12 protein-coding genes are annotated in these 11,875 nt (G+C 55.4%); 9 read left to right on the forward strand and 3 right to left on the reverse strand.

What is annotated here, in order from left to right; all coding sequences use genetic code 11:
* Positions 1-14 precede the first annotated feature (14 nt).
* Genes CDH47_RS04215 through CDH47_RS04225 form a run of 3 tightly spaced genes read left to right on the forward strand, consistent with a single transcriptional unit; the run spans position 15 to position 2,994 of the window.
* Complete coding sequence (locus CDH47_RS04215) at positions 15-854, forward strand: 23S rRNA (adenine(2030)-N(6))-methyltransferase RlmJ (RefSeq protein ID WP_100638550.1); 840 nt, start codon at positions 15-17, stop codon at positions 852-854.
* Positions 855-889: 35 nt separating this feature from the next.
* Entirely contained in the window at positions 890-2,182 is a 1,293-nt protein-coding gene (locus tag CDH47_RS04220; RefSeq protein ID WP_100638551.1) for a hypothetical protein, read from the forward strand.
* Between the two features lie 8 nt (positions 2,183-2,190).
* Positions 2,191-2,994 (forward strand): mechanosensitive ion channel family protein, encoded by an 804-nt coding sequence (locus CDH47_RS04225; protein WP_239985562.1) that lies wholly within the window; start codon positions 2,191-2,193, stop codon positions 2,992-2,994.
* 83 nt (positions 2,995-3,077) lie between these two features.
* On the opposite strand, the gene CDH47_RS04230 is transcribed toward CDH47_RS04225, so the two are convergent.
* Complete coding sequence (locus tag CDH47_RS04230) at positions 3,078-3,467, reverse strand: DUF4168 domain-containing protein (RefSeq protein WP_100638552.1); 390 nt, start codon at positions 3,465-3,467, stop codon at positions 3,078-3,080.
* 190 nt (positions 3,468-3,657) lie between these two features.
* Between CDH47_RS04230 and CDH47_RS04235 the strand changes: the two genes are divergently transcribed.
* The 4 genes from CDH47_RS04235 to CDH47_RS04250 are packed head-to-tail and all read left to right on the forward strand — an operon-like array spanning position 3,658 to position 7,742.
* Positions 3,658-5,130 carry an ATP-binding protein gene (locus CDH47_RS04235; protein WP_100638553.1) on the forward strand — a complete coding sequence of 491 codons (1,473 nt, stop codon included), beginning with the start codon at positions 3,658-3,660 and terminating at the stop codon, positions 5,128-5,130.
* The gene (locus CDH47_RS04240; protein WP_100638554.1) at positions 5,127-6,569 is read left to right on the forward strand and encodes a sigma-54-dependent transcriptional regulator; all 1,443 of its coding nucleotides are present in this window, start codon (positions 5,127-5,129) and stop codon (positions 6,567-6,569) included. Before CDH47_RS04235 ends, CDH47_RS04240 begins: the two co-directional genes overlap by 4 nt.
* Positions 6,566-7,474 (forward strand): DMT family transporter, encoded by a 909-nt coding sequence (locus tag CDH47_RS04245; RefSeq protein WP_100638555.1) that lies wholly within the window; start codon positions 6,566-6,568, stop codon positions 7,472-7,474. The genes CDH47_RS04240 and CDH47_RS04245 overlap by 4 nt, the downstream gene beginning before the upstream one ends.
* Complete coding sequence (locus tag CDH47_RS04250; protein ID WP_100638556.1) at positions 7,464-7,742, forward strand: GIY-YIG nuclease family protein; 279 nt, start codon at positions 7,464-7,466, stop codon at positions 7,740-7,742. Before CDH47_RS04245 ends, CDH47_RS04250 begins: the two co-directional genes overlap by 11 nt.
* On the opposite strand, the gene CDH47_RS04255 is transcribed toward CDH47_RS04250, so the two are convergent.
* Positions 7,720-8,616 (reverse strand): alpha/beta hydrolase, encoded by an 897-nt coding sequence (locus CDH47_RS04255; RefSeq protein ID WP_100638557.1) that lies wholly within the window; start codon positions 8,614-8,616, stop codon positions 7,720-7,722. The two genes, CDH47_RS04250 and CDH47_RS04255, sit on opposite strands and share 23 nt — an antisense overlap.
* A gap of 79 nt (positions 8,617-8,695) precedes the next feature.
* On the opposite strand from CDH47_RS04255, the gene CDH47_RS04260 reads away from it, so the two are divergent.
* Positions 8,696-9,712 (forward strand): alpha/beta hydrolase, encoded by a 1,017-nt coding sequence (locus CDH47_RS04260; RefSeq protein WP_100638558.1) that lies wholly within the window; start codon positions 8,696-8,698, stop codon positions 9,710-9,712.
* Positions 9,713-9,792: 80 nt separating this feature from the next.
* Positions 9,793-10,446, forward strand: a complete 654-nt coding sequence (locus CDH47_RS04265) for a YiaD family glycine zipper/OmpA-like lipoprotein (RefSeq protein ID WP_100638770.1) — start codon at positions 9,793-9,795, stop codon at positions 10,444-10,446.
* Positions 10,447-10,531: 85 nt separating this feature from the next.
* On the opposite strand, the gene serA is transcribed toward CDH47_RS04265, so the two are convergent.
* The gene (gene serA / locus CDH47_RS04270; RefSeq protein WP_100638559.1) at positions 10,532-11,761 is read right to left on the reverse strand and encodes a phosphoglycerate dehydrogenase; all 1,230 of its coding nucleotides are present in this window, start codon (positions 11,759-11,761) and stop codon (positions 10,532-10,534) included.
* Between the last annotated feature and the right edge of the window lie 114 nt (positions 11,762-11,875).

Genomic DNA, 11,875 nt, shown 5'->3' on the forward strand with positions numbered 1-11,875 from the left:
CAGGGAGTCAATCTATGCTGAGTTATCTTCACGCCTTTCACGCCGGAAACTTCGCCGATGTTCAGAAGCATGGGGCGCTAACGCTGGCCTTATCTATGATGCAGACAAAGGCGTCCGCCATTGCCTGCTTTGATACCCACGCGGGTAGCGCCATCTACGACCTGAAGAGCGAGCGAGCACGGAAAACGGCAGAGGCGGATTCGGGCGTTCAAAAGCTTTGGGCGAGCCGTAACAGTTTGGTGTCTGAAGATTGGCCGTTGGTATTGAAGGTGTTGTCCCGGTTCAACGCTGGAGAGGAGCCGCTGACGGTGTATCCCGGCTCGCCCGTCTGGTTTCGTCAGTTCCTGCGCCCGGGTGATTCGCTGACAGCTTTCGAACTGCACCCCACGGAAAGTGGACAGCTTGCTGGTTGGGCGGCGGACCAGAAGGTGCGGGTGTTGCACGAAGATGGCCTGGAGGGGCTATTGAGGCAACTGCCTCCCGCGCAACCCAGGCTGATGGTACTGATTGATCCTTCCTATGAAATAAAAACCGAATATTCCGATGTAGCAGCTACCCTGCAAAAAGCCTGGCAGAAGTGTCGCCACGGGGTCTATCTTGTTTGGTATCCGGTTCTCACCAGCGGCCTGCAAGCTACGTTGAAACAAGCAGTAAAAGACAGCCCGCTGCGCAAAGTGTGGTGCAGTGAGGTGCACTTGAAAACACCTCCCGAGCGAGGCATGACAGGTTCCGGCATGCTGGTGGTTAACCCACCATGGGGGTTTGATGACCGTTTTTCTGCCATGATTGATGGTGTTGCAGGCGAGTCTGCACTGGGCCTTTCCCACGAACACGGCTGGCTGGTGCCTGAATAAACAGGGTAGCGGCTGGTCACGCAGGAGCTGTTTTTTTGAAGGACAAAACCAACGACAACACGGCCGACTCTTGTCTCCCCGGTGGGCTAATACCAGCCGACCAGTGGGCGCTGCCGCAAACATCCGTGCGGCGATCGCTCAAGGATGCGATTCGTCATGCCCTCAAACAATTGAGGGCAGGGGTTTCACAGGCGGAAGAACCGTTTGAAAGCATGGATGAGTTGCCAGAACTGTCTGCTGCCCAGCAGCGGCGGCTGGCACCAGAGCCGGATTATTCACACCAGGCTGAGGCTATTGCTTGTAGTCTGAGGCAGGCACGCTCCGAGGGCTCGCTCAGCCGCGAAGTTGTCTGCCTGGTAGCGCCGCCTTTTTCCGGGGTGGCGCAGGCGCTTGCGCGGTTTTCAGCACCTGAAAAGCCAGACTCCATTGCAAGAGATGGTGAGAAATGGCGCATCATTGCACCGCCCAAAACCCTTTCATTTAACGATCATGAGGCTGGTGAATGGTGGGATAAGCAGGATTTGTCTCGCCCCTGGGTGATCCCCGAGCTTGCTGATTTCTGGCTGCGGAGCCTTTCAGGTCTGGCTCTGGTGAAAGAGCTATTTCGTCGTATCGCGAATGGCAATACGGGGGCGGGTATCGTGGGGAGCTCCAGTTGGTGCTGGCGGTACTGGGGGCATTATCTTGAGAATGCCCAGATGTCGCCCTGGACACCTGCACCCATGGAGGCCGAGCGCCTGGGTATCTGGTTTACCTACCTGGCATCCGGTAAAAGCGACTCACCGGTGGTGGCTAGAATGACTGGCGACGGCCTTTATGTGCTGCCCTGTCCCGAAACAGACGAAGCCGAAAACGACAAAAAATCCAAAAAACGCAAATACAGCACTTTTTTGCGTGACCTTGCAGCGACTTCCCGAGGTAACCCCGGTGTGGCTCTGGCCATTTGGCAAAGGGCCTTGCGGGCACGGCCCGATGACGATGCCAAGCTGGAGGAGGCCGAGGACAAAGCACACAAGCACAGCGAGGCAGCGGATTGCTGGGTTGTACCCCTGGGTCGGCTGAGTCTCCCGAATATGCCCCAAAGCAAGGAAGGTGTTACCGGTTTTATTCTGCATGGGTTGTTACTGCATAACGGCCTTGATGCGGAATCGCTGGAGATAGTTACCGGTGTCTCCACCTACGAGTTGAGCCTGGTGCTGTCGCGGTTAAAGCGTGCGGAATTGGTAAGCTGCGACCAGCTTGACGGGCGTTGGCAGGTTACGCCTATCGGATACCCCACTGTCAGGCGCCATCTGCAGAGTTGGGGGTTTCCCCTTGACCAGTTCTAGGAGTTCGTATGATTGATGATCTTGGAATCAAGGCTGCCTTTGCCTCTATAACCGGCCAGGCGCTGCTGAAGGCTTTGCTGGTTGTCGTTATTGCCTCTCTGATCACCGTTGCGGTTCAAAAGGTACTTCCACGTGTTGCAGAAAAGCTGGGCGGCAAGCCACGCCTCTACCTCTTGGCATCTGTGCCTCTGCTTCGGTTGCTGATTATTCTGGCCACGATCGTGATCGTAGTTCCGATTTTGGTGGAGCCGTCGTTCGAAAACATGGTGGCTATTTTTGGTGCACTGGCCCTGGCGCTGGGTTTTGCGTTCAAGGATTACGCCAACAGCCTGATCGCCGGCATTGTTACCCTTTATGAAATGCCTTACCGGCCAGGCGACTGGATTGAAGTGGATGGACAATACGGCCAGGTGCGAGCCATCAATACGCGGGCTGCCGAGATTATTACTCCCGACGACACGATAGTGATCATTCCCCACAACAAACTGTGGAACTCCTTGATTGCCAACGGTAACGACGGCACGGATAACCTCATGTGTGTGGCAGATTTTCATCTGGAGGCTAATCATGATGTCAGCCAGGTGCGTGATCTGCTCCGGGACATTGCCTTTACCAGCCCGCGAACCAAAACCTGGCAGCCTGTGCTGGTGATTGTGTTCAACAAACCTTGGGGCATGCACTACCGGCTGAAGGCTTATCCCTTTGACCCCAAAGATCAGTTCCAGTTTATTTCCGAACTGACAGCACGTGGCTCCGCGGAACTGGCACGTCAGGGAGTCAAGTTCGTCTCCGCGCCCGTGTCTGTCAACTAACCTCTAGTGGAGGGGGCTGGACGCAAAAAGCCCCGCGTGGCGGGGCTAAACTGATGAGCAGTTTTTACGGCTGCGACTGGCGCTTACATCAGCGCGTCAATACGGTTGCGTACCTTTGGCTCACTGCTATAGGCCGTTGCAATGGCGTTATAGGTCGGGATATCCATGCCTGAGTCCTCGATAACCGTTACCATTTCATCGTTTGCTTCCATTTGCAGCTTTTGGGCTTTTTGCTGGGAATCCGCTGATTCAATCTTCTCAATGTATTCTTCACGCACTTCTGAGATCCCTTCCTGAGCTTTAATGAACTGTTTCAGTTCAGCGTCGTTGTAATGGGTGTTCTGCGTACCTGCGGCTGCAGGGTTTGAATAGCCTTCAGAGCCTCCCGTGGCTACAGGGTTTTGTTCTGCCATGGCAGGAGCGGCAGCCAGCAGGGCGACAGAGGCGGTAATGGATACGAGTAGCTTGTTCATGATCGACTTCTCCTGTTTGATTTGCGTTCACTAGAGACTTATCAAACGCTGTGCCAGCTTTCGGGTGTTTGGTATTTTATATACAAAACAACGGGTTGTGTGTTCGTCTTGGTTAATCTCAGGTAATGAGGGTTGTGGCGAAATGCCACATGTGGCAGAAATGTGTGGCAATTATGCTGTTGGAGCCTGAATGAAACCGTCTCTCAGAAGTGCTGGCCAGGTGTTTGGATCGATACAACTCACCCTGGTGTTGAGCATTGTTGTCCCTTTGCTGACCATCGGAGGCCTTGCCATATATCTGGGGTTCGGGGCTGTAGAACGCGCTCTGAATGATCGCTTGCAGGAAGATCTGGAACTGGTGGCCCGCGCTGCCAGCGGTCCGCTCTCCCGTGCCATGCAGGAAAAAGACGAGCTGGTGATCGGCGATTCTCTTAAATCGATCTTCCGCATTGGTCGTGTCTCCGGGGCATCGGTTTTCGATAAAGCCGGAGCCCGAATTGCCAGCCTTGGCCTGGCGGATACCGACGTGGGTAACAGTGCCAGTGCGGAACAGGTTATAAACAGTGGCGAGCTTGGGGGCGCCTTTCGGCGGGTGGATGGGCAATCCGTATTCTCCCACTTCACGCCATTGGTGGCGGACGATGGCCGCATACAAGGGTTGCTGCAAATCACCCGCAGGCGCAGTGATTTTCATGAACTGCTGGCATCCAGCCGTCTTTGGGCTGCGTCTATCTGGTCGGCCCTGGCGGTAACGGTCATCCTGGTGGTGGTGCTTGGGCACTATGGAACGGTTGGCCGCCATGTGCGCCGGCTATTGACCGCCATGGCCGAGTTGGCGCCGGGCAACTGGCAATTTGATACGGAACCCTCCGGCCCCCGGGAATTACGGCAGATTTACGGTGGTGTGCGGGATATGGGGCAGCGCATGGCTCGGGCCGAAGAGGAAATACAGCAGCGGGTAATCACCGAACGCCAATTGGCCGAGCGCCTGGAATATCAGGAAAAAATCGCCATGATCGGCCGAGTGGCGGGCGGGGTGGCTCACGAACTGGGCGCGCCCTTGAATGTGATTCAAGGGCGCGCCAACATCCTGGCCCGGCACGAACTGACAGACGAACAGCGGCGGCAACTGGACGATATCGGCTATCAAGTGGGGCGCATGACCACCATTATTCAGCAGCTTCTGGACTGTTTCCGCCATGTACCGGATTCCAGGCGGCCTATCCGGCTTGATTCGATCCTCAAGGATGTATTGGAACGCGCGGCTGAAGACGAAAAATGTCGTGGCAAACGCCTGCTAAGTAAAGGGCTGGAGATGGAGGCCAGTATCAGAGCGGAGCCCGTAAGGCTGGAGCTGGCGTGTTTGAACGTGGTGCGCAACGCCTGTCAGGCCGCCAGTACAGAGGTGGTCTTGTCGTTGCATCGTTATGATAACGAGTGGGAAGTGCGGGTTGAGGACGATGGCCCGGGTATAGCGGCGGAAAAGCGGGACGCTGTGTTTGAGCCCTTCTACAGTACCCGGCCAGCCGGAGAAGGCACGGGGCTGGGGCTGGCGGTGGTTAGCAGTGTACTTAAAGAACATGGAGGCCGGATTGAAATCACAGACAGCGGATCAGGAGGGTGCAGAATGAGCCTGTACTGGCCAGTGGAGACAGAGGTATGAGCCACTACAAGGCAAAAATTCTTTTGCTGGAAGACGATGCCAGCCTGGGCCTGCTGTTGAGCGAGGAGCTTGCTCTGGATGGCTACAGCGTAAGCCGCGCGGGAACCGTAAACGAGGCCTGCGGGATGCTCAAGTCCGAAACACCCGACTTGGTGGTGTCCGATCTCCGCCTGCCCGATGGCGACGGGTTGGAGCTTCTCAAGACCGCGCAGGCCGAAGGCCTCAGCCTGCCTTTTATAATTATCACCGCCTTTGGAACGGTTGATCAGGCCGTTGAGGCATTGAAAGCCGGGGCGGATGATTTTCTCACCAAGCCTTTGTCGACAGATCACCTGCGCCTGAAAATAAGGCGGCTGCTAACCCAGGCCGATCTTACAAAGCAGCTTCAGCAGTTTCTAGCCCACAGCAGTGCAGAAGAATCTCTTGGGCTGATTGGCGAGCACGAAAGCATGGTCCGGCTCCGGTCCGAAATTCGGCAAATTGCCCGCAGTGAGGCCGCGGTATTGATCTGCGGCGAAAGCGGAACCGGCAAGGAGTTGGTGGCACGAGCCATTCACCGTGCCAGCGAACGAAGTGCCAAGCCGTTTGTGGCGGTTAATTGTGCGGGCATACCGGCAGAACTCATGGAAAGTGAGTTTTTTGGCCACGAGGCAGGCGCGTTTACCGGGGCCCGACAGGCCCGGAAAGGTCTGTTTGCAGAAGCGCACGGCGGCACTTTGTTGCTTGATGAAATTGGCGAAATGTCTCTCGCCTTGCAGGCAAAACTGCTTCGGGTGCTGCAGGAGGGCATGGTAAAACCGGTGGGCTCGGATCAGGAAGAGCCGGTGGATGTGCGCATTCTGGCCGCCACCCACGTGGATCTGCTGAAAGCTGTGAGCGAGGGCAGTTTTCGGGAGGATCTTTACTACCGGTTGGAAACCCTGAGCCTTCGCATCCCTGCGCTGCGAGAGCGGGGGGATGATGTCGATCTGCTTGCCATGCACTTTCTGCGGGAAGCCGCGCGGCGGCACCAGCGCGGGTTTTTGAAGCTCAGTGAAGTCAGCTCCCGCACTCTGATGGACTATCCCTTCCCGGGAAATGTCCGCGAACTGGCCAGCGCTATCGAGAGGGCGGTGACCTTTTGTGAAGGCGACACGATTCAGCCCGATCATCTGCCGGAGCGAATTCGCAAGCGCCAGGGTGCGGCAGATAGTCCACAAACTACATCCACAGCTGAGAGCATTTCCACATGGCCCACACTGGACACCCTCCAGCAAAACTATGTGGCGGAAGTAATGAAGGCAGTGGGCGGCAATAAGCGCCGGGCTGCTCAGGTTCTGGGCATTAACCGGCGCACCTTGTACCGCTGGTTGGCGGCGGATGAATCGGACCCCGGGGCCAACGAATATCAGGATTCAGTGAGAGGTGGCGCAAGCGTGCCAAAAGGAGAAGCGCAATGAAAGATCAGAAAACAGCCATGATGTACGGGCTGGGCACGGTTCTGCTCTGGTCTACCGTTGCCACAGCGTTCAAATTGGCCTTGGCAGACCTGGCGCCAGTGCAAATGCTGTTGGTGGCTTGCACTGCGTCTGTGGTGGTTATGGCCATCATCCTGATGCTGCAAAAGCGTTGGCATCTGGTGTTTTCGCTCAAGAAAAAACAGTACATTCAATCGTTTGGCATGGGCTTGATAAATCCGTGCCTGTACTATTTTTTTCTTTTCGGCGCATTTGACCGGCTACCGGCACAGGAGGCCCAGCCGCTGAACTACACTTGGGCGCTGGTGTTGGCCTACCTGTCCGTGCCGTTTTTAGGGCATCGTCTGCGCAAACTGGATATTCTGGCTGGCCTGGTGTGCTATGCCGGTGTGGTGGTGATTGCCACCCGGGGTGCGGTGACATCCCTGAGTTTTTCAGACCCTTTGGGTGTCGCTCTGGCCATAGGCAGCACACTGGTGTGGGCCTCCTATTGGATTATTGCTACCCGCGATACCCGGGACCCTGTAGTTGGCCTGTTCCTGAACTTCTTGTTCGGTCTCCCGGTGATCGCCCTGATCTGTTGGTGGACAGAAGGCCTGTCTCTGCCGGTAACCGGCTCTCTGGTCGCCGCACTTTATGTGGGCATATTCGAGATGGGCATTGCCTTTGTGCTCTGGTCTTACGCGATGAAAAAGGCCGAAAACACCTCCAGGGTGAGTAACCTGATTTTTATTTCGCCCTTCCTGTCGCTGGTATTCATCTATTTTATTCTGGGCGAACAGATTTTACCGTCCACCTATATTGGCCTGGTGTTGATCATGGGAGGGCTTTGGCTGCAGCAGAAGAAGGTGAAAGAGTGGAAGCAGGAGTTGGCAGATGCCCAGTGACTGGTATATTTATATGATTCGAACCGCCCGTGGTGCGCTTTATACGGGCATAACCACCGATGTCCCTCGCCGCTTTGCCGAGCATCAGGCCGGCGCACCCAAAGGCGCACGAAGCCTGAGAGGCAAAGGCCCGCTGGAACTGGTGCTTAACTTGCCTGCGGGGGATCGGAGCCGGGCATCAAAGTTGGAGTGGCATATCAAGCAGTGGCCAAGGCAGCGCAAAGAAGCCCTTGTTCAGGGTGACGTCAGTCTTCCAGATGCGTTTTGATATGTTTGCCTGCTGCTTTTATGGCAGCAGTGGCACGGCTTAACTGGCCGCTATGTACCTGGAATACATGCCAAAGGCCGTTGTACACCTCCAGTTGCGTATCAACCCCTGCGGCCCGGGCTGCTTTTGCAAGGCGTTCCGAATCGTTAAGCAGAATCTCCTGGCTACCGACCTGGATCAGCAGCGGAGGTAGGCCCTCAAAGTTACCGAACACAGGTGAAATAAGCGGGTGGCTCAGGGATTCCCGCGCAGCGTAGAGCTTTGCAGCTTTTGCTGTCCAATGTGCTTGCAGCACGGGTTCACATTCGGGGGAGTACAGGTCTTTCTGGGTGAGATCGGTCCAGGGTGAAAAAATCGTAATCGAAGCCGGTAGTGGCTGATTGCTATCTCGCAGCCGCATGGCCAATGCAATCGCCAGTCCACCACCCGCTGAATCGCCTGCTATGGCAATCTGCCCTGGCGTAAAGCCCTCGTCGTCTATCAGCGCCCGCCAAGCTGCTTCTGCATCGTCCAGAGCAGCCGGGAAAGGGTGCTCCGGCGCAAGGCGGTAATCTGGTGTAACCACTATGCAGCCAGTGGCTTTGGCCAGGTGGCCGGTAAGGCCTTTGTGGGTAGTGGCAGAACCGATAATATAGCCACCGCCGTGCAGGTAAAGCACCGCACCGCGGGTAACCTTTCCGAAAGAGCTTCGGATTACCGAAAGGCCTGCCAGGGTGCCTGTTTGAAAGCGGCTGTCGCGGGGCGGAACCGAGCTGCGGTAAGCCTGGCGTATTAGCGTGCGCTGAACTGAAACCGGAATTGCCGGGTGAAGTGCGGGCCGAACCAAACGGGTCATGGTTTGGCGCAGTGCGGTTTCAATTAGGTGTTGCAACATCTGTGTTATGCCCCCGCTATGGGTTAGGATTGTGCATCTTAATTCGTATTATCTATTCATGACAGGCGTTTAACTCTACGTGTACTGGAAAACAGATACCATAGAAATACCTGGTTGGGATCGCAGCTCTCTTTTGAAGAGGCTGGAGCCTTTTGATCCGGGTGGGCGTGAAGAACTCAGTGAAGAAATGGTGGCCTATTGCCGGTTTTATGGCCTGGATCTTTGGGTGGAGCATCCGGAAGTTGCGTATCATCAAGGCTATGTAACGGCCGATGAGCATGAGGTCATGGTGCACTATTTCCGGCTGCCGGAGTCTCAGGCTAAACGGGGTACGGTGTTTATTCTGCACGGCTATTTTGATCACGTTGGTTTATACACCCAGTTGATCGATCGTTGCCTCGGAGCCGGTTTTGATGTGCTGGCGTATGATCAGCCGGGCCACGGACTCTCCAATGGCACGCCAGCAGCTATTGGCAGCTTCCTGGAGTATCAGGCAGTGTTGTCAGAAGTTCTGAGTCAGGTGCGCGACAAAGTTCGCGGCCCCTGGTTTGCGGTGGGGCAGAGTACGGGAGGTGCCATATTGATTGACTACCTCTTGTCTAATCACCATTCCACAGAGACGTCGGAGTTTCGGAAGGTGGTTTTGTTGGCGCCGTTGGTGCGCCCCGCCGGGTGGCTTGGCGCCAAGGTACTGCACACCTTGGTGAAGCCGTTTATCACCCGGTGGCAGCGTGTCTTTGCAGAGAATAGCGGTAACACCCGCTTTTTACGCTTCCTGCGTGAGCATGACCCACTGCAGGCCAGAGCCGTTCATGTGGATTGGGTAAGCGCGCTACGAACATGGATACCGCACATTGAATCGGCTCGCCCAGTGAACTTCCCGGTTACGGTGGTTCAAGGTGAAAAAGACCAAACGGTAGACTGGCAGCACAACCTGAGAATTATCCGCAATAAATTTTCTGCGGTGGAAGAGGTGAGGATTGCCGACGGACGTCACCATCTGGTTAATGAAGCCAAGGATTTACAGGCAACTGTATTCAATACAATTATCGATACGTTTGAACATTCATCAGCGGGCGCTCCTGACAACGCTTGAAGTCAGAACCTGGAAGGGGCTGGCACTGGAAGCTTTCTAATGGAATGGCGCCTGAAGAAAAACTGCCACAGGAGAATTGCGTGAAAAAAACAATGCTTGCAGTAGCCGTAACGACTATGGGCCTTGCCGGCTGCATGACCTATGATCCTTACACCGATGAGGAGAAAACCTCGAGTGCAACGAAAGGTAGCATCATCGGCGCTATCGGCGGCGCAGCTGTAGGCGCGGCCACCTCAAGCAAAAGCGACCGCGGTAAAGGTGCACTCATTGGTGCAGCAGGCGGTGCAGCTGTGGGTGGCGGCATTGGCTACTACATGGACCGCCAGGAAGCAGAATTGAGACACAAGCTGAAAGGCACTGGCGTTCGGGTTGTACGTAACGGCGATCAGATTGAGCTGGTAATGCCCGGTAATATCACATTCGATACGGACCAGTCGTCCATTCGCTCCGGGTTCACCGGTACGCTTGAGTCTGTTTCGTTAGTGCTGAAAGAGTTCGACAAGACCGTTATTCAGATTGAAGGCCACACAGACAGCACCGGCGCCGACAGCTACAACCAGCTGCTCAGCGAACGTCGTGCCGGCTCTGTGCGGGACTTTCTGCTTAACCAAGGCATTGAGCCCCGGCGCACCCGTGCAGTTGGGTATGGCGAGCGTTATCCCATAGCTTCTAATGACACCGCAGCTGGGCGCGAACAAAACCGCCGTGTAGAACTGACCCTGGTTCCCATGTAGTAACTTGCCAACAACCAAGGTTCCGGCTTTGCCGGGCATAAAAAAACCGGAGCTGCTGCTCCGGTTTTTTATTGGCGCATGCTGCTTAAAATAAGACGCGAGCGCGAATGGTACCTTTCACCTGGAGCAGTTTCTCCAGAGCAAGTTCACCGTAGGCCTTATCGACATCGATCACCACGTACCCAATGTCTTCCTTGGTCTGCAGGTATTGGCCGCAAATGTTGATGTCGTTGTCGGAGAATACCTGGTTGATTTCAGACATAACGCCTGGCACGTTCTCGTGAATGTGCAGCAAGCGGTGCTGGTTCGGGTGTGAAGGCAGCGCAACTTCCGGGAAGTTAACAGACGACACAGACGTGCCGTTATCGCTGTACATTGCCAGCTTCTCGGCCACTTCACGACCAATGTTTTCCTGAGCCTCGATGGTGGACCCACCTACGTGAGGTGTCAGAATAACGTTGTCGAACTCGCGCAGTGGGGATACGAATTCCTCGTTGTTCGATTTTGGCTCCACCGGGAAAACGTCAACTGCGGCACCCAGCAGTTTGCCGCTTCTCAGGGAGTCCGCAAGCGCATCGATATCAACAACTGTGCCCCTCGAGGCGTTCATCAAAATAGAGCCAGGCTTCATTTGCGCCAGCTGCTCAGCCTTGAACATATACTTGGTGGCTGGTGTTTCAGGAACATGCAGGCTCACAACATCAGAAATGTTGAGCAGTTCTTGCAAGCTGCCAACCTGAGTGGCATTGCCAATAGGCAGCTTGGAAACCACATCATAGAAGTACACATCCATGCCCAATCCTTCAGCCAGAACGCTGAACTGGGTGCCGATGTTGCCGTAACCGATAATGCCCAGCTTCTTGCCGCGGATTTCATAGCTGTCTTTGGCAGATTTCTGCCATTCGCCACGATGCGCCTTGGCGCTCTTCTCGGGTACGCCGCGGAGCAGGAGAATGGCCTGCGCCAAAACCAGTTCAGCAACGCTGCGGGTGTTGGAGAAAGGTGCGTTGAATACCGCAATACCCTTGCGGGTTGCAGCCTGTAAATCCACCTGGTTGGTGCCAATGCAGAAACAGCCCACGGCAACCAGCTTTTTGGCAGCCTCGAATACCTTTGCGGTCAACTGAGTGCGGGAGCGAAGGCCGACAAAATGCGCATCGGCAATCTTCTCAATCAGATCTTCCTCGGCCAGCGAGTGACTGAGGTACTCAATGTTGGTGTAACCTGCAGCATTCAGGGTGTCCAGTGCGGACTGGTGCACGCCTTCCAGCAGCAGAATCCGGATTTTGCTCTTTTCGAGAGACGTCGTTGACATGGGCTTTGTTTCCGAACCTTTCGTGGCATTAAATCACCTGCAGCCAGTGATTGTCGGGGCTGGCTCACAGAACAGGGGCGGTATGATACCATAAAAGCAACTTTTCACAGCGTG

It is taken from the genome of Marinobacter salexigens, assembly GCF_002806945.1.
Taxonomy (GTDB): domain Bacteria; phylum Pseudomonadota; class Gammaproteobacteria; order Pseudomonadales; family Oleiphilaceae; genus Marinobacter; species Marinobacter salexigens.